The organism is Actinacidiphila acididurans, assembly GCF_016918855.1.
GTDB classification, from domain to species: Bacteria; Actinomycetota; Actinomycetes; order Streptomycetales; family Streptomycetaceae; genus Actinacidiphila; species Actinacidiphila acididurans.
This window is the reverse complement of the sequence record NZ_JADKYB010000001.1, coordinates 146620-164258: the sequence shown is the minus strand read 5'-3', so window position 1 is coordinate 164258 and position 17639 is coordinate 146620. Positions and strand designations below refer to the sequence as shown.

General features: G+C 70.2%; 12 protein-coding genes and 2 pseudogenes. 8 read left to right on the top strand and 6 right to left on the bottom strand.

Annotated features, from left to right (window positions below):
- Window positions 1-25: 25 nt before the first annotated feature.
- The 3 genes from ITX44_RS00580 to ITX44_RS00570 all read left to right on the top strand — a co-directional run bounded on the left by ITX44_RS00580 (window position 26) and on the right by ITX44_RS00570 (window position 2408).
- Window positions 26-298 carry a hypothetical protein gene (locus tag ITX44_RS00580; RefSeq protein WP_205354942.1) on the top strand — a complete coding sequence of 91 codons (273 nt, stop codon included), beginning with the start codon at window positions 26-28 and terminating at the stop codon, window positions 296-298.
- Window positions 295-861: a prefoldin domain-containing protein gene (locus ITX44_RS00575; protein WP_307795019.1), complete on the top strand. Its 567-nt coding sequence runs from the start codon at window positions 295-297 to the stop codon at window positions 859-861. The genes ITX44_RS00580 and ITX44_RS00575 overlap by 4 nt, the downstream gene beginning before the upstream one ends.
- 131 nt (window positions 862-992) lie before the next feature.
- Window positions 993-2408: a dihydrolipoyl dehydrogenase family protein gene (locus tag ITX44_RS00570; protein WP_205354941.1), complete on the top strand. Its 1416-nt coding sequence runs from the start codon at window positions 993-995 to the stop codon at window positions 2406-2408.
- Window positions 2409-2680: 272 nt separating this feature from the next.
- On the opposite strand, the gene ITX44_RS00565 is transcribed toward ITX44_RS00570, so the two are convergent.
- The 3 genes from ITX44_RS00565 to ITX44_RS00555 form a co-directional block, all read right to left on the bottom strand.
- Complete coding sequence (locus ITX44_RS00565) at window positions 2681-3013, bottom strand: MerR family transcriptional regulator (protein WP_205354940.1); 333 nt, start codon at window positions 3011-3013, stop codon at window positions 2681-2683.
- 1798 nt (window positions 3014-4811) lie between these two features.
- A complete protein-coding gene (locus ITX44_RS00560; protein WP_205354939.1) occupies window positions 4812-6182 on the bottom strand; it encodes a PP2C family protein-serine/threonine phosphatase in 1371 nt (456 codons plus the stop codon).
- 234 nt (window positions 6183-6416) lie between these two features.
- The gene (locus ITX44_RS00555) at window positions 6417-7319 is read right to left on the bottom strand and encodes a LysR family transcriptional regulator (protein ID WP_205354938.1); all 903 of its coding nucleotides are present in this window, start codon (window positions 7317-7319) and stop codon (window positions 6417-6419) included.
- A gap of 101 nt (window positions 7320-7420) precedes the next feature.
- Between ITX44_RS00555 and ITX44_RS00550 the strand changes: the two genes are divergently transcribed.
- The 3 genes from ITX44_RS00550 to ITX44_RS00540 all read left to right on the top strand — a co-directional run bounded on the left by ITX44_RS00550 (window position 7421) and on the right by ITX44_RS00540 (window position 10132).
- On the top strand, window positions 7421-8653 hold the full coding sequence (locus ITX44_RS00550) for an alcohol dehydrogenase catalytic domain-containing protein (RefSeq protein WP_205354937.1): 1233 nt from the start codon (window positions 7421-7423) through the stop codon (window positions 8651-8653).
- Between the two features lie 258 nt (window positions 8654-8911).
- Window positions 8912-9637, top strand: a complete 726-nt coding sequence (locus ITX44_RS00545; RefSeq protein ID WP_205354936.1) for a DUF4232 domain-containing protein — start codon at window positions 8912-8914, stop codon at window positions 9635-9637.
- 213 nt (window positions 9638-9850) lie between these two features.
- The gene (locus tag ITX44_RS00540) at window positions 9851-10132 is read left to right on the top strand and encodes an NADPH-dependent FMN reductase (RefSeq protein WP_205354935.1); all 282 of its coding nucleotides are present in this window, start codon (window positions 9851-9853) and stop codon (window positions 10130-10132) included.
- Window positions 10133-10717: 585 nt separating this feature from the next.
- Here ITX44_RS00540 and ITX44_RS00535 read toward each other — a convergent pair.
- Complete coding sequence (locus ITX44_RS00535) at window positions 10718-11059, bottom strand: hypothetical protein (RefSeq protein ID WP_205354934.1); 342 nt, start codon at window positions 11057-11059, stop codon at window positions 10718-10720.
- Between the two features lie 641 nt (window positions 11060-11700).
- On the opposite strand from ITX44_RS00535, the gene ITX44_RS00530 reads away from it, so the two are divergent.
- Window positions 11701-15612 (top strand): ricin-type beta-trefoil lectin domain protein, encoded by a 3912-nt coding sequence (locus tag ITX44_RS00530; protein WP_205354933.1) that lies wholly within the window; start codon window positions 11701-11703, stop codon window positions 15610-15612.
- Window positions 15613-16115: 503 nt separating this feature from the next.
- Here ITX44_RS00530 and ITX44_RS00525 read toward each other — a convergent pair.
- Window positions 16116-16468, bottom strand: a pseudogene (locus tag ITX44_RS00525) (transposase); the annotation flags it as partial.
- A 101-nt stretch (window positions 16469-16569) separates the two neighbouring features.
- Between ITX44_RS00525 and ITX44_RS00520 the strand changes: the two are divergent.
- Window positions 16570-16809: pseudogene (locus tag ITX44_RS00520) on the top strand (transposase); the annotation flags it as partial.
- 404 nt (window positions 16810-17213) lie between these two features.
- Here the strand turns inward: ITX44_RS00520 and ITX44_RS00515 are convergent.
- Window positions 17214-17627: a hypothetical protein gene (locus tag ITX44_RS00515; RefSeq protein ID WP_205354932.1), complete on the bottom strand. Its 414-nt coding sequence runs from the start codon at window positions 17625-17627 to the stop codon at window positions 17214-17216.
- Window positions 17628-17639 lie beyond the last annotated feature (12 nt).

The following is a 17639-nucleotide window of genomic DNA, read 5'->3' as shown; positions in this document are numbered from 1 at the left end:
TGCCCCCGTATGTCGTCGACTACCGATGTATGGGAGTGGGGGATTCCTGGTCCAACTCGCCGCGGTCACGGCGACGGTCGCGGTGTTCTGGCTACTGCAGGAGCAGTTCGAGGGGCGTTCCGCGGCCGGTCCGGCGCTGGTGCTCGGCGGTGCGCTGCTCGCCTGGTGCCTGCTGCGTTCGGCGTTCACCGGCGTCGAGCTCGTCGCGGCGCGGCGTCCACCACCACAACAACGCGCACGGGGTACGGAAGGACCCGTCGCAGGACGTGTCCGCCCGCCGGCCTGGCGCAGCACGTGACCGACGGGGAGCTGACCCTCGGGGCGGTACTGGCGCGGCTGGAGGAGCGGGAACGGGAGATCGCCGCGCAGGCCGAGACGATGCGGGAGCAGATCGCGCAGCTGACCGCACGGCTGGACGAGCTCGGCCGGGCCGCCGAGGAAGTCCGGATCACCCGCAAGACACTGCTGGGGCTGCCCGATCCGCCACCGCCCGCGCCGCCGGCCCCGAAGCTGCCGGACCATCCGGCCTATCAGCAGATCATGGCGGTGTTCACCGCGGCCGACGCGCCACTGCGGGCGCGTCAGGTCTGCGAGGCGATGGACCTCGAGATCGCGCCGAACAACATCAACAACACCCGCCTGAAGCTCAAGCGGCTGACCGAGCGCGGAATCCTGGTCGAGACAGAGCAGGGGGACTGCTCCTTCGGTGCCGGAGCCCTTCCAGGCGGGCTCCTCACCGAGCTCATGGGAGCGGTTCGCGTCGGCAATCAGGTCATCCGGCAGAACCTGCAAAGCGCTGAGCCTCCCTATTGTTCGCCCGCGCCCTGGGACTGGCCCGATCTCACCACGTGTCGGCCATAGGAGTGGCTTATGACGGCTCCCACCAGGAGGTAGGAAGCGCGCGGTGCCCGGAGCGGACCGCCCGGCCTAGCGTGGCCGATGCGGTCTTTCCAAGCGCCGCACACTCATGGCACCACCGAGCGGGAGAGCGCATGACCACGCAAGCCGAAGAGCGGGACACCCTACGGGCCGACGTTCTGGTGGTCGGGTTCGGCAAGGGCGGCAAGACCGCCGCCCGGGCCCTGGGCCAGCTGGGCAGGACCGTGGTTCTCGTCGAGGAGTCGGAGCGCATGTACGGGGGCACCTGCCCGAACGTGGGCTGCGTGCCGTCCAAGGGCATGGTGCACCACTCCCGTCTGCGCCGCCCGCAGGACGACCCGCAAGCCTTCTTCGAACAGGCCGTCACGAAGGTCCAGGCCGTACGGGAGTTCATGCGCAAGGGCAACTACGACAGCCTGAACGCCCTGGAGACGGTCACGATCATCACCGGGCGGGCGGAATTCACCGACCCGCACACCGTGGCCATCACCCGGCAGGGCGGCGAGCGGCTGACGGCGACCGCCGAGACGATCCTGATCAACGCCGGTTCCCGGCCGGTCGTTCCGGACGTCCCCGGCCTGCGGACCAGCGCTCATCTGGTCTCCAGCACCGACCTGCTGGAGCGTACCCGACTGCCGAAGCGGCTCGTGGTGATCGGCGGCGGTTACCTGGGCCTGGAGTTCGCCGCGATCTACCGGGCGTTCGGCTCGGAGGTGACCGTGCTCGCCAGGGGCGGGCGCTTCCTGCCCCGGGTCGACGCCGACGTGGCCGACGCGGTGCGCCGGGTCCTCAGCGGCGAGGGCGTCGAGATCGTCCTCGGGGCGCACGTGCGTGAGGTCCGTGACGGTGACGAGGGCGCGGCCGTCGTCTACGACCTCGACGGCACCGAGCACTCCGTGACGGCCGACGCGGTGCTGCCGGCGACCGGCCGAGCCCCCCACACCGGCGGTCTCGGCCTGGAGGCCGCCGGGGTGCGCACGACGGACAACGGCGCGATCGAGGTGGACGAGTATCTGCGGACCAGCCGGCCGCACATCTTCGCCCTCGGCGACGTCAACGGCGGCCCGAAGTTCACCTACGTCTCGCTGGACGACAGCAGGATCGTGCTCGACCAGCTCATCGGCGACGGCACGCGTTCGACTGCCGACCGGGTCGCGGTGCCGAACACCGTCTTCCTGACCCCGCCGCTGGCGACCGTCGGGATGACCGAGCAGGAGGCGCGTGCCGCAGGTCACCGCGTCAAGGTCACCCGGGAGAACGTCGCGGACATCGTGGCCATGCCCCGCGCCTACGCGGTGGAGGAGACGCGCGGCCTGATGAAGTTCGTCATCGACGCCGACACCGATCTGATCCTCGGAGCGGCGCTGCTCAGCGTGGACGCGCAGGAACTCGTCAACACCGTGGCGCTCGCGATGCGTCACTGCATCCCCGCGAGCGACCTGCGCGACGCCGTCTACACCCACCCCAGCTCGACCGAGGCGTTCAACGAGGTGCCGACCGTCGTCGTCCACGAGGACGCGCGCACCTGAACGGTCGGGCGAAGGCGGACTCCCTGGTCAGGCCACCGGCACGCCACGCTGCGGCGCCTGCGCAAACTCGGCGACCTTGGCCGGCACTCAGACGGCCGGTTGGGCCAGCGGCCGGATCGACCGCCGGTGCGCGGAAGGTGTCCGGTGTGACGCCGGAGAGGTGCCGCGGCTCCCTTTCGTGTGCCGGCGGCTGGGCATGTTCAGCGATCACGCACTCATATTATGAAGTGGGTGGAGGGGTGCGGATTCCGGCGCGTTGCCGCGGACTGTGGTCAGTTGTCTTCCGTGTGCTGGGATGCGGCGCGGCGGTATTCGGCGTTGATGCGCTGGGCTTCTTCCAGTTGATCTTCGAGGATGATGATGCGGCAGGCGGCCTCGATCGGGGTGCCTTGGTCGACGAGTTCCCGGGCGCGGGCGGCGATGCGCAACTGGTAACGGGAGTAGCGGCGGTGTCCGCCCGCGGAGCGCAACGGGGTGATCAGGCGGGCTTCGCCGATGGCGCGCAGGAAGCCCTGGGTGGTGCCGAGTATCTCGGCGGCCCGGCCCATGGTGTAAGCGGGGTAGTCGTCGTCATCGAGCCGGTTGAACGAGTCGTCTGCTGTCATCTTGCCTCTCTGGAACACGGTGGAGGGGCCCTGGCGCCGTACGGCACCAGGGCCCCGAAGGAACTACAACACCATCTGCCGGTCTTAGTACTGAACCGGCCTACTGTGTCCGCACTGCCGCAGGGGGGGTGGCGGCGCGTGCGGGGATCGCGGTTGCTTGACCGGAGACCACCTCGCTAACGATGTCCTGCGGTACCCGGGCTCACGACGTCCGCCCGGGCGATCCTGATGGCGCTCGGCTCCTCCGTTCTTCCCTCTGGATGAACCACTTAGCAATCGGGCACTGCGAACTGCTTGTACTGCTGGTGACCTGAGTAAGCGCCACTCTTCGGCAGCCAGCCCCGTCGCCCGTCCTGCGTCTGCTCTGGCTTGGAACCCAACTGCCGAACTTCCCGGTACGCGCGCCCGCAGCCGACGCCTTTACCGAGGAACCACTGAAAACCGCGCTGCTGGTACTGCGAACTGCAGTCACTGAACTGCGACTGCGTTACTGCTCACGGCGGCCCCTGATCACTGCCGGGCCACCCGGTCCGGTCGTCAGTCCCGTCGCCGTCAGGCAACCACTCTGGCTTCGGAACTCCACCACCGCACCGTCCTGCGTAGTGCACTTGCGGGTACTGCTGCCCGGCAGTTCGTCTCTGCCGGGCCCTGCTGATCTCGGCTACGAGAGAAACCATAACCCCATCACCGCCCAATGTCTACTCTGGCGATCACAGATTTTCTTGGGCCCGGTGACGAGGTAATCGGGCAGCGCTGCCGGTTTCAAGGGACGCAGGGCGGGGCACGAGGTCGGGCGGGCAGGACCGGGCATGGACGAGCCAGGGGACCGTGGTGGACACGATGGTCGTCGATAGCACGACCTGCCGCTCCGCGGCAGGCGTCGCCGATGGTCACGAGACCACCCGGGCCTTCCCCAAAACCTTCGAGTAGCCGGCCGTCAGCTCGGAAACGGCCGACGGCGTCGTCCTGATCGCCTCCGAACTCGTCACCAACGCCCGGCGCCACCGCGGCGGTACCTACGCCCTCCGACTGACCGCCCGCCCCGGACCTCGTCGAGGTGGCCAGCCCGCAAGCACCACTCGTGCGCGCCCGTGGGCGGCGTCTGCAATCTCAGGATCCACCGCGACGACGCGCTGCAGCCGGTGCTGCGCCATCCGAAGGTGACGCAAGTGTCAGGTCTGGGCGCGGAGGGCTCCGGGCGAGATTGCGCTCCCAGCCTCCACGAGCCAGATCTGCCCCTACGAGCTCGTAATACGATCTTGTGATCCATCGCTGGTGGGCGTGTCTGTGTGACGATTCGGCCGTTCGTGAGCGTGTGAGCAACAGGCCCTGGATCGTGGACGATGCGTGGTGGGCGGTGGTCGAGCCGCTGCTGCCGCCCTGGCCGGAGAAGTCGCCGGGACCCCCGTCCGGTGGACGACCGGCGTCTGGCGACGGCTCGGCCGGTGGCAGGAGGCCGGTGTTTTCGAAACTCTGCACCGTATGCTGCTGGCCGAGTTGAACGCGGCCGGGCAGACGGACTGGACCCGCGCCTGTGTGGACGCCCTCCATGTGAAGACGAAAAGAGGGGCAAGGGGACTGGCCGGCCACCGGTCAAACGGGGCAAAACCGGCAGCAAGCACCACCTGATCTGCGACGGACGCGGCATCCCGTTCACGGTCATCACCGCCGCGGCCAACGTCATCGCCACGTGCGCGGCGAATCTTTCTGGTCACGGCAACGGGCCGACGTGACCGGCCCCCGCACATACCGAAGGGCAGTTTCTCAAGGCCGGGACGGGCGACGACGTGGGGACGGCTCAGATACGGCGGATGACCAGTACGGTGAGGTCGTCGCCGTGGTCAGCCGTGGCGGCGCCCTCGATGACGCGGTCGGCGGTCTGTTCCGCGGCCTGTCCGTCGTGCAGGGCCGCGCCGGCCAGTGTCCCGGCCCGCCTCAGCCCGGCATCCAGCGTGAGGCCCGGCCCTTCCACCACGCCGTCGGTGACCATGATCAGCGCGCAGTCCTTGCCGAGGGTGAACGTCTCCTCGTGGTACACGGCGTCGGGCACCACTCCCAGCACCGGCCCCCCGGGAAGTTCGCGAGCGCTGTGGTCACCGTCCCGGCTCGCGTACAGCAACGGCACGTGTCCGGCGCCGGCACCGGTCACCCGACCGCTGCGCGGATCGATGCGCAGCATCGTGCAGCTGGCGAACCGCGGATGATCCAGTGTGGTCAGGAGCTGGTTGGTACGGGTCAGTACGGTCGCCGGATCCGGTTCGTGGTCGGCGATCGCACGCATGGACAACCGCACCTGTCCCATGAAGGCGGCGGCCTCCACATCGTGTCCCTGGGCATCGCCGATCTCCATGACGATCGCGCCGTCGGGCATCACGAAGGCGTCGTACCAGTCCCCGCCTATGTCCAGCCCCTGTCGGCTCGGCCGGTAGCGGGCGGCCACGTCCAGGCCCGCGAGGTGCTCGGGGAGAACGGGGAGCACGGCCTGCTGCAGCACCGTGGCCAGCTCGACCCGCGCCTGCTCCAGCCTGACGCGCCGCAGTGCCTGGCCCGCCAGATCGGCGAGAGTGCCCATGAGAGTCCGCTCCTCCGAGGACGGCAGACCTCCACTGTCGTAGATCATCAGGAACCCGCCGAGCGGATCATTGCCGGCTTCGCAGAAGGGGGTGACCGAGAACGCGTAGTCGGCCCCGAGCCGGCGCAGCTTCGGGAACGCGGTCGCGTGCGGCCAGCGGCGTTCGTAGTCCCGCCGGTCGGGGACGAACTGCGGTGTGCCGGTGCGGATCGCCTCGGGTACCGGGCCCGGACGGTCCAGCGGCATGCCGTTCAGGAAGCCGGCCTCCCGCATGCCTATCCCGGCATCGGTGGCCACGCGCAGACGGCCTTCCTCGACGACGGCGAGCAGGGCACCGGCGGCGTCGAAGGTGGCGGCGAGGCGGGTCAGCACGACCTGCTGCACCTCCTGCTCCGTGGCCGCGGTGATCAACGCGGAGGAGAAGTCGGCGACCTCCTTGGCACGCTGCCGCTCGGCGACGAGTGCGGCCTGGCGCTGCTCCTCGTGCTTCACCTCCTTGGTGTCGTCACGGACCACCCCGAACGTCACCTCGGGGCCGTCGTAGCCCGCGAGGTCTACCGCGCCCTGACCAGGGCGCCAACCGAACAAATCACTCAAACCAACCTGAGTCCTTCGGCTTGACAACCATGGAGCATCCTCCCCGCCCGGACCGATGACGCCGGAGGGGGTGAGAACAGCGGGAAGCGGGCAAAATCGGGCCAAACACCCGCAGCTCGGCCTCCGTGAGGGGGACGCGGCCCGCGCCGGCTCAGGCGCTCCCGCTACGCACTGCCTGCCGTTACGCGTTTCCGCCGTCCGCCCTGACGGGATTCATGCGGTCTGAGGAGGGTGTCACTTTCTCAGGTCGGTCGAGGTGATCGCCCGGGCAACGGCCTTGACTGCCGGGGTGCGGCGGCCGGGGAGGCTCGCTACGAGAAGCCGTCGGATCTCGGGGGGCGCGCCTTCGACGTGCAGCACGCTCACTCCGGGGGGCAGCACCGGGGCGAGCCGGGCCGGCACCGTCGTCACTCCGTAACCGCACGCGACCAGCTGGAGTTTCGTCAGCCAGTCGCGCGTGGAGTGGACGATGCGCGGCCGTCCGGGCAGGCCGGGCCAGACGCCGAGCAGCGGCTCGGAGTTCGACGACGGGGTGGAGATCCATGCGGCGTCGACCAGTTCGTCGATGTGCACCGCCGTGCGGCCGGCGAACTGTCCGGTCGAAGGAACCGCCACCACCAGTTCGGTGTCCTCAACGGTCTCGAGGTGAAGGCGCGGCGACTCACTGTCCAAGGGCCGGTGGGGCGGGCGCGACGTCAGCACGGCCAGGTCCACCGAGCCCGCCCGCAGCGCCCGGATCAGGGCGGGGGTGGTGCCGTCCCGCGTCGTGACCGTGATCTGCGGGTCGGTCTGCGCGAGCCGTCCGAGCGCGGCGAGCAGGACCACCGCGCCTGCGCTCAGGAACACCCCGAGCCGCACCTGCTCGGTCCGCGGGACCGTACCGGCCAGGTCGTGCTCGGCCGCCGCGACGGCGTCCAGGATCGTGCGGGCGTGCCGAAGCAGGGCCTGGCCCGCGGGGGTGAGTTGCACCCCGTTCGAGCGGCGTTCGAAGAGGACGGCGCCCGCGCTTCGTTCGAGGGAGGCGGCCTGGCGCGAGATCGCCGACTGCGTGTAGCCCAGCCGGGCGGCAGCCGCGGTGAAGCTTCCGGACTCCGCGATCTGCCGTAGGACCCGCAGGCCCGCACTGGAGACGTCCATGCGGTACAGGCATACCAGGGATGCGTGGTCATCGCTTCCCGCATGCCTGCGAGGGTCCTAACGTCGACCCCGAGAACACGGACGAACATGGAGGTCATCACGTGCGAGCAGCGGTTCTGACGCAGTTCGGCGCCCCGCTCACGGTGCGGGAGGTGCCCGACCCCGAAGCCGGCGGCGGTGAGGTGGCGGTCGAAGTGCTCGCCACGTGTGTGCTGCCCTACGCGGCTGAGGTCTTCAGCGGCAAGCGGAACTATCCCCTCGTCCCTCCGGTCGTACCGGGGCTCGGCGGTGTGGGACGGATCATCCACGTCGGCCCGGACGCCACCCGGCTGCACGCCGGCGATCTGGTGTGGTGCGACTCGACGGTACGCGCCCGGGACGACGCCCTTACGCCCGACATCACGCTCCAGGGCTGGAGCTCCCGCGGTGTCGGCGGCGCACGGCTCGCCCGGCACCTGCACGACGGGTCCTTCGCCGAACTCATGCGGGTACCGACGGAGAACGTCCACCCACTGCCGGCCGTGGCGGGGGACGACCCGGCCCGCTGGGCCGCGCTCGGGGTGCACGCCATCCCCTACGGCGGGCTGCTGGCCGGCCGCCTCGAGGCCGGCGAGACGCTGCTCGTCAGCGGAGCCACCGGAAACCTGGGCAGCAGCGCGGTCGCGGTCGCGCTCGCGATGGGGGCGGGCCGGGTGGTCACCCCGGGCCGGAACCAGGCCGCACTGGACCTGCTCACCGACCGGTTCGGCCCGCGGGTGCGCCCGGTCCGGCTGACCGGGGACGAGCCCGCCGACCAAGCGGCGATGTCCGCGGCGGCCGACGGCCCGATCGACATGGTGATCGACCTGCTCCCGCCGAGCGCCCCCAGCTCGGTGGCGCGCGCGGCGGCCATGACCGTGCGCGAGTACGGCCGCGTCGTCCTCATGGGCGGCGTCGGCATGCTCGGCGGCGCCGACCTGGCCCTCCCCTATCCGTGGATCATGCGCAACTCGGTCACCGTGCGCGGCCAGTGGATGTACCCACGCACGGCGAACGTCGGGATCATCCGGCTCCTCGCCTCGGGCGCGCTCGACCTCGCCCCCGAACGGGTCCGGACCTTCCCACTCGATGCCGTCAACGACGCCATCGCCTATGCCGCCGCACACGGCGGCCCGTTCGACCGCACCGCCCTCACCCCACCGTCGGCTGAAAAGACCGACTGTTCTCCACACGTCCCGTTCGGCCGGTGCGGTGATCCGCCGGCTGCGGTCACGGACAGGGCCGGATCCGCTCCGAGCCGGGACTTCCGGTGGGCGGTCCGCCGGTCGGCCAGGACTTCGAGGACACCGGCCTGAAGGCCGTCCAGAGCCGCCCAGGCGATCACGTCCGACTTCTCGTCGCCGATGCCGGCCGCTCGCCCCGCACCGGCGCCTCGGGATCCCCGACGAGGCTGAGCCGGGGGGCGGTCCCACCGGGAATTGTCGGCTCACATGTCACAGGGATGTCTTGAGTACATTCCGGCCGCAACTGGCCGCCGGACGTGGGTGTCTCAGGAAACGATCACGGTCCGCTCAGCCCGAGTGAGCCGGACGACACCACTTTCCGGAGTAACGATGCGCATCAAGAAGATCTCCGCCCTCGCCCTTGTCGTGACCGCTGCCGCCCTCTCGCTGACCGCGTGCGACAGCGGTGACGGATCGAGCGCGGCCGCCGACAGCACTGCGACCGCCGCCGCGAGCAACTCCACCGGCGCCCAGAACTCGACTCCGGTTTCCTCTTCGTCCGGCTCCTCCACCGGCTCCAGCACCGGCTCCGCCACGGGGTCCAGCACCGGGTCCTCCACCGGCTCGGCCACCCGGTCCGGCACGGGCGGCAAGCCCATAGCCCGGACCCAGCCCAAGGCGTCGGGCTCCATGTGCAGGACCGATACCCTGGCCTTCAGTGCCGCCTCCGCGGGAGTCAGGAACGAGATCGTCGTCAACCTGAAGAACACCGGCTCCGGCACCTGCACCATTCACGGCTTCCCCGGTGTCCAGCTGGTGGGCCCCGACGGCCTGGGCGACACCGGGCCCGACGCCGCACGCACCGACATCTCGCCGGACTCACCGTCGACCGTCACCATCGCGCCGGGCGAGGAGACCCGCTTCCTGCTGAACTACATCCCGGACACCAGCGGCTCCGGCAAGACATACACCCGGCTCTCCGTCACCCCGCCCAACGAGACGGTCTCGGAAATCGTGGACCTCAACGGCCAGGACATCACCGTCGCCGCCTCCAGCGGCAACGCTCCCGACGTCTACGTCGACCCCGTCGGCTACCACGTCGGCTCCGGCAAGTGAACCCAGCCGCGAGAGGGCGGTCGTGGCTCCTTGAGTCCTCGCCGCCGCCACCTGCCACTACAAGCGCTCGGTCCGCCTCACCTCATGGGGCACGGTCTCACCAGACTCTCGGAGCACGAGGCTCCTCGCGATCACCGTCCCCCGGGCCGAGCCGCACGGCTCGCGGCCCGGTCCGCCGGGCGAGCGCTCGTCGTCTCACCCTGTGCACGCTCGATGCGGGCGAGCACCTTGTCGGAGATCCGGTGCAGCGTTCGCAACAAGGCCGCCGCCTTCGTGTCGTACGGCTCGCTCGGCGGCGCACGGGCGATCGAGCACCTGCGGGCGATCTCGAGCGAACTGCAACTGGCCCACGTGCACCAGCAGCTGTCGTTCTCGTTGTTCACCGACTTCGAGAACTTCTCGGTGTTCAAGCCCACCCCGATACACGACGCCGCCTCCGTGCTGTTCGACCAGCTCGAGTCCTGGGCCTGCGCGCTCAAGTCCGTCCGAAGCTGACCCCTGATGCGGCTCTACGGCCTTGAGGAGCACTTCGTCACCACCGACGTGATCGAGGCGTGGAAGCAGCACGACCCCCGGCTCAACGCTCCCGCCCGCGCTCAGCGTCGCTGGAGCCGGCCGACGGCCCGATGCCCGCGCTCTGCCTCAGCCATGGCTCTCCGGCGCTTTGCGAGGAGGCGTTGTGGATGGGCAATCTGTTCGGCTGGTCCCAGGCGCTGCCCAAGCCGACGGCGATCCTGGTCGTGAGCGCGCACGGGGAACCGGCGCCGCTCAGACTGTCGGCGCCGGCCGACGCCCTCGCCCGTGGTGACGTCGACACCTCGGCCGACTACCGCAGCCTCGCGCTCGCGGTGCGCTTCGCGCACCCCCCGTCGAGCACTGCACGCGCCGATGTTCGTCACCCTCGGCCTCGCAACCGACGCCGAGGTGCCCGTCCGGACGACGATCGAGGACTGCCGGTTCGGAAGGTCCAAGCGGTCGTTCCAAGTCGCTCGATCCGAGGCCGACCGAGACACCGGACGCGCTCGGCGCGTTCCGGCGGGCGGTCGGCACGGTCGGCTTTCGGCCGGCGGGCCGGCCCCGTCACTGGTGCTGGGCCGGCGGGCAGTAGCCGGTCTGCTCGCCGATGGTGTTGATTTCAGCGTTGGACCTCGGGTCGCCCGCGTAGTCGAGTTGGTTGGTGCAGCTCACACCGGCCTGATTGGGGGTACCCGAGGCCGCGGTGCGGGCGGGAGCGCCCGTGGGCTGCTGGGAGTCACTGGCCATCGGCGTGGTCCGGGGGGAGGCGGTGCCGGCGACCGAAGCGCTCGCCGCGGCGGAGGAGGCCCTGGCGGTCCTGTCGGTGCCGTTGTTGCCGCAGGCCGTGAGCGACAGGCAGAGAGCGACAGCGGCAAGGGTGAGCACCGAGATCTTCCGAACGTGCATGATTTCGTCTCCGAGTTGGCTCCTGCTGCGGGTGAACGGCTCACTGACCACCGGGACATGAGGTGGCGGCAGCCCAGTTGCAGGAGGAGGGACGTCAGGACACGCCCGTGACAGGGGAGCAGCGCGGTCGTGAAGATCGGCAACTGCCCGGGACGACATAACGCCCCGGCCCTCGACGGGCGTCAGGCCCCTGCGGGGAACCCCGACCCCGCACGGGGCCCGGGCGGCGGCCAGGTCCCGCTCACCGGGAGGGCGTTGCCTCAGCGACCCACGCGGCAACGGGGTCGCGGGGCGCGGGAAGACGGCCTCGCGGGACTTGCCGGGGAGCGGACCGGGGGAAGAAGGCCACTCGCCGGCCCGGTGCTGGAGCCGCGCTCGCGCCTGCCGCACCGGGGAGGACGTACACCGTTCGCTGCGAACGCCGTACGTCCTCTCCCGCCCGCGGCACACCCGTGGAGCCACGTCACGCGGGGCGCGTGGCACCACGAGGACAGCCCTTTGCCCTGAACGAGTTGAGAATGACCGCGCTCTGGGCAAAGTGTTGAACGGGTCCACGCGCGCCGCCCACTCCGTCCGCAGTTCCACCGGAAAAGCGTCGGTCCTCCCCCCACTGTCGACTCCGCCAACAAAGGACGGAAAGCATGGAACATCGGCAAGGCGGCAGACGGTACCGACTCAGGCCGGGCCGGCTCAGGGCCGCGGTGGCCTGCGCCGCACTCCTCGTCGCGATGGCGTCGATTCCCTCGACGGCGGCCGCGTCGACCAACGCGACGGGCTCGACCTCGACGACTTCAACGGGCCCGACTGCGCGTCAGGCCGCGGGCTCGGGGCCGTGGACGCTTTCGACGACGGATCCCTCCACGGCCTACACCCCGACGTTCATCGGGAACGGCTACCTCGCGGCCCGGGTGCCCGCCGAGGGCACCGGCCTCTCGGTGGACCCGATCACCACCGAGAGCGAACTGGCCGGCTTCTACGCCGATCCGCCCGCCGAGACCAACTGGTCCGAGATCCGTGCCGACCTCCCCACATGGACCACTCTCGGCGTGATCCACGGCGCCGACACGTACGGCAACCTGCCGGTCTGCCGGTACAACACCCTCTGCCAGGCCGCGGCCGGTGAACTGTCCGGCGGCGCCACGCCCGCGAGCGACCACGGCGGCGCGATGGGCCGGCTGTTCGCCGCCGGCCTCGGTTACGGATCCCCGAACGTCGGCGCCACCGTCACCGTGCCCATCGCCTACGGGGTCGCCGGCGCATCGGTGATCACCATCAGATACGCCAACGGTAACGGCGCAAGCGAGACGGTGTCCGTGGGCGTCGACGGCGGGGCGCCGCGGCAGGTGACGCTCCCGCCAACGGCCAACTGGGACACGTGGGGGACCGTGACGGTCCCGGCCACGCTGAACGCGGGGGACAACGATGTTGTCATCACGGTGGGATCCGCCGACTCCGGTCAGGTGAACGTCGACACGGTCGCCGCCTACCCGGTGGGCGCCGCGGCACCCACCACCGTCTCCACGCTCCAGGCCGGCACGCGGTCCGGCTACCGGCAGACGCTCGACATGCTGACAGCAACGCTTACGACCTCCTTCACCTGGACCGCGCCGTCCGGCCGCACCACGGACTTCACGTACACCGTCAACGCCGACCAGAGCGATGCCCACGTCGGCATGGTCGGCATGTCCTTCACCCCCCACTGGACCGGGCAGGCGACGGTCGTCGACGCCCTCGACGAGCGCGGGCTGAACGGCTCTTCGGCCTCCTCCCCCTCCGTCGACACCCGCAACGGCGTCCTCACCGAGAACGTCACCGCCGACGGCACCGGGGTGACCGCTGCGATCGCGTCGGTGCTCAGGCTCGGCGGTGCCGCATCGCCGACGGCCACCGCCCCGGCGGACGGTGCCGCGGCAGGCCAGAGCACGCAGTTGAACGTGGTCGCCGGCACGACCTACACGGCGACCAAATTCGTGGGCATCGCCTCCAGCGACGACGGCGGCCCCGGGACCGCGAGCACCGCCCCGCAGAGCGCCGCGCTGAGCCAGGCCACCGCGGCCGCGAACCTCGGAGCCGCCGCGGTCACCGCCCGCAACGAGCAGGCCTGGTCGAGCCTGTGGAGCGCGGACATCTCCGTACCCGGCGACGACACCCTCACCGGTGAGATCCGCGCCGCCATGTTCTACCTGCTGGAGAGCAACCGGGCCGACGTGCCATGGCCCAGTCCGCCCGGCGGGCTGTCCTCGGACAGCTACAACGGTCACGTGTTCTGGGACATGGAGACCTGGATGTATCCGGCGCTGCTCGCTCAGCACCCAGAGGTCGCCGAGGCGACCGACACCTACCGGCAGGCGCTCCTCGGGCAGGCCGAGGCGAACGCCGCGACCTGCGCTCCGGCCGGGCAATCCGTCACCGGCGCCCGGTACCCGTGGGAGAGCGGCATCACCGGCCGGGACGCGTACCACGGGCCCGGCGCTCAGTGCGACGAGCTGCACGTGTCGTCCGACATCGCGCTCGCCCAGTGGCAGTACTACCTGGCCACCGGAGACACCTCTTGGCTCGCCGGCAAGGCGTGGCCGGTGCTGAGGCGGATCGCGGACTTCTGGGTGTCACGCGCCGTGCGGGACCCGAACGTGTCCGGCGCCTACCGGATCCTGGACGTGATGGGCCCCGACGAGTACCACGACCACGTCGACGACAGCGCCTACACCGACGCCGCGGCGCAGGCAGTCCTGACCGTCGCTGCCCGCGCGGCGCAGATCACCGGCAACACCGCGGACCTGGCCTGGACCACCGTGGCGAGCGGACTGCAGATCCCCTTCGACTCCGCCGACCAGCGTCACCTCGAGTACGACGGATATCCCACCGGCCAGACGATCAAGCAGGCCGACGTCACCATGCTGCAGTACCCGTGGAGTGTGCCGATGCCGGGGACCTTGGCGCGCAACGACCTCGACTACTACAGCTCGGTCACCGACCTCGACGGCCCGTCGATGACCGACTCCATCGCAGCGATCGACGCGGCTGCTCTCCCAAGCGACCGCTGCGACGCGTACACCTATCTCGAACGCAGCGTCGACCCGTTCGTCGGGGCGCCCTTCGACAAGTTCCACGAGACGCGCACCGGCGGAGCGTTCACCTTCACGACCGCCGCCGGCGGATTCCTCCAGGAACTGGAGTACGGATTCACCGGGCTGCGGTGGGATCAGAACGCGGTCCTGCTCGACCCCTCGCTGCCACCGCAGATCCCCGAACTGGACCTGAGCGGTCTGCGGTGGCACGGCAGCACGTACTCCCTGTCGATCACCCCGACAGGCACCACGATCACCGTCACGGGCGGCCCCGCCCTGCCCGTCAGCGTCCGCGGCACCGCCGCCCGGACGGTGAGCCCGGGGACCCCGCTGACCGTCGCCACGCGGACGTTCACCGGATCGTCGAATGCCGCCGCGTGCAAACCCGTGACCGCCTCCCACGCCGACCTCAGCCACCCGGCGGAGGGCGCGATCGACGGCGCCCCCGCCACTGCGTGGTATGCCGCGGGCACCGGGGCGAGCCTCACGATCGACCTCGGCGCACCGACCCGACTCGACGCAGTGCAGGTCCAGTCCGACGGCCCGACGACCGCTTACACCATCGAGGGCTCCGACGACGGCACCACTTGGACCGCACTCGCCGACCAGGCAGCGGTGTCGAGTTCGAGGAGCACCGCCGGGTTCCCCACGGTCGTTCACCGATACATCCGCTACCAGGCCGGCCCCTCGGCCACCGCCCGGATCGCCGAGATCACCGTCCCGCCGGCGGTCCAGCAGATTCGGCTGGGCGCCCAGGGCCTGTGCACCGACGACCGCGGCGGCCTCGGGCGGTCGGGCGACGCCGTCCAGGCCTACTTCTGCAACGGCACCTCGGCGCAAGGATGGACGACGTACCCCGACGGGTCCATCCGTGCACTGGGCCTGTGCCTGGACGTGCAGGGCGGCGGCGCCGGCAACGGCACGCCGGTCCAGCTCTACACCTGCAACAACACCGCCGCACAGCAGTGGCAGATCCGGTCCGACGGCGGCATCGTGAACCCGCAGTCCGGCAGGTGTCTGACGGACCCCGCGTCCGGCCCCTCCGGGACGCAGTTGGACATCGAGGACTGCGACCACGCCGCCGGCCAGACCTGGGTCCTGCGCGCGCCCGTCGGCCGAACGCTCGGCTACCAGGGCATGTGCCTGGACGTTCGAGACGCCGACCCGGCCGACTACAACCCAGTCCAGGTCTACACCTGCAACGACACCTTCGCCCAGCAGTGGACTCTGGCGTCGGACTACACGCTGCGGGCGTACGGCATGTGCCTGGACGTGAACAACGCCGGCACCGCCGCCGGCACGGCCGTGGACCTCTACTGGTGCAACGGCACGCCCGCACAGCAGTGGCAGCCCCAGGCCGGCGGCGAGCTGGTCAATCCGAACTCCGGAATGTGCCTGACCGACCCCGGCTACGGTCCCTCCGCAACCCGACTGGACATCGAGCCCTGCACCGGCGCCACCGACCAGATCTGGAGCCTGCCATGACATGACATTGACGTGACACGACGTGATGGGACGAAAGCCGGCATGACGTGGCCGCCCGGTCGGAACTCATGACGGCGAAGTCGAAGAGTGGTTCGGGACGACGGCTGACGGCGGCTCCTACCGCCTCCTCATGTTCGAGGGCCGCCTGCTTCCGCCGAGGGATCCCGTGCCACTGACGGCAGACCACTTCCCGGCCGGGCCGGGAAGTGGTCAGCCGTCGCGGCCCAGCGCACCATCATCGTCCGGGGCGTGACACGGTCAGGGCCAAGCCCCTGGATCAGCCGATCGCCGCTACGGGCAGCCGACAAGCCGTCGGCCCCGACTCCGCGACGCCTCCCGGCACCGGCGTCCCGCCTGCCCAGGGGATGGCCGCACGCAGATTCAGCGGGTTCGTGGACTGTGCCGCACAGCCACCGGCTACGCGGGCGTGGTCTCCGCCGGGCAGATCTCGATCGGGCTCATCCGGTCGACCGTGACGTAGACGCGGTGGTCCAGCGCGGCATGGCATGGACAAGGTGGACTGCGACCTGGAAGTTCTCGATCCGCCCGGCGGTGCCGGTGTACTGGCGCTGCACCCCGACGGTCGCGTTCCCCTTCTTCACGTCGCCAGTCTCGTCGACGACGAGGACGGCCTGCTCGGCGCCGAGGTGGTCGACGACGTACTCGCGTCCGCGTCTCACTTGGCCCGCTCCAACAGATGCTGCATGCCGTCCGGCGTGGCCTCACCTGCCCACTCCGCAATCGTCCAGCAGTTCTTGCGGGGCAGGTCGGCCAGCAGTCCGCAAACGAACTTCCCCACCCGACGCCGGGGTTCGCTCGACCAAGCGGAGCAGGTGTGGCATGACACGGGCCGCATCCGCGGTCACGAAGGCGCCGCGGGCGTCAGTCTTCGCCCCAATGGATAAAGGTCGGCGATCCGTCGCATCGTCAGCCTGGGCAGTTACAGCGGCTAACACAATGAGGTGGATCGGTCCTGGTGGCCGTGCCCGGCGGGGTGAGTTGGACATTGGGCGGGTCGTGGGGACTCCGCCGTGGATCGTGTCGGATGAGTCGTGGGGGCGGATAGAGCCGCTGCTGCCGAGGAGGGAGCGGCGGTTCCGGTATCCGGGTCGCAGGCGGGTTCCGGACCGGGAGGTGCTGTGCGGGATCCTGTTCGTGCTGTACACGGGGATCCAGTGGGAGCACCTGCCGCAGGAAACGAGGGCCACCGGCGGCAGCCCCTTGGAGGCCATCGCCGCAATCGTCCAGTTCGGACCGGCGCCGATACGTACGTCGACACCGAGGTGGACCAAGGCGCGGTCCCGGATGCGCTGCGTGAGGTCGTAGGGGCTTGCGTCCCAGTACCGCAGGGCGCCGGCGACATCGACCAGCGCGGCCGAGGTCGGCAGGACCTGCAGCGTCGGTGAGATCTCACAGATCAAGGCGAGCAGCGCCAGGTAGCCGGGCTCGCTCGTGCCGGGAGGGCACCGTACGTGCAGCACGTGCCACCCACGGCCGCATCCCGCCCGGTTGCCGTCACCGCAGACCACTTCCCCGCTCCACCCCCTACTCGAACAGAATTCAAACACGCGCGGGGCTGCACCCCAGTAACGAAAGGATCGTCAGCAGGGACTCGGTGCGGAAGCGGAACGAATACCGTGACGGACTGGCCTGCGCAGGTGGTGTTGCACGTTGACGGCGCCGGGGGTGTCGAGGACTTTGGTCCAGGTGCCGGTGGGCAGGGTGGCGTAGTAGGTGCTGCTGGTGGGGTTGTAGACGACGACGGTGTCGTAGGCGGTGGGGGCGGCGGCGTTGGCGGCGTAGTGGACGCCGAGCAGGTCGAAGCGGAAGCCGTCGACGTTGTAGTCGCGGACCCAGTGTTCCAGGGAGTCCTGGATCATACGGGCGACCATGGGGTTGCCGTCGTCGAGGGAGTTGCCGGTGCCGGAGAGGTCGTTCTGTGTGTAGCACTTGCTGGTGATGTTCCCGAAGGCGTCCTTGCTGTAGGTGTGGTTGTAGACCACGTCCATGATCACGCGGATGCCATT

Coding starts and splice junctions, on each gene's coding strand:
- ITX44_RS00565 (WP_205354940.1), bottom strand. CDS start 3,013: ATGACAGCAGACGACTCGTTCAACCGGCTCGATGACGACGACTACCCC.
- ITX44_RS00535 (WP_205354934.1), bottom strand. CDS start 11,059: ATGCACGTTCGGAAGATCTCGGTGCTCACCCTTGCCGCTGTCGCTCTC.
- ITX44_RS00555 (WP_205354938.1), bottom strand. CDS start 7,319: ATGGACGTCTCCAGTGCGGGCCTGCGGGTCCTACGGCAGATCGCGGAG.
- ITX44_RS00580 (WP_205354942.1), top strand. CDS start 26: ATGTATGGGAGTGGGGGATTCCTGGTCCAACTCGCCGCGGTCACGGCG.
- ITX44_RS00570 (WP_205354941.1), top strand. CDS start 993: ATGACCACGCAAGCCGAAGAGCGGGACACCCTACGGGCCGACGTTCTG.
- ITX44_RS00545 (WP_205354936.1), top strand. CDS start 8,912: ATGCGCATCAAGAAGATCTCCGCCCTCGCCCTTGTCGTGACCGCTGCC.
- ITX44_RS00540 (WP_205354935.1), top strand. CDS start 9,851: ATGCGGGCGAGCACCTTGTCGGAGATCCGGTGCAGCGTTCGCAACAAG.
- ITX44_RS00530 (WP_205354933.1), top strand. CDS start 11,701: ATGGAACATCGGCAAGGCGGCAGACGGTACCGACTCAGGCCGGGCCGG.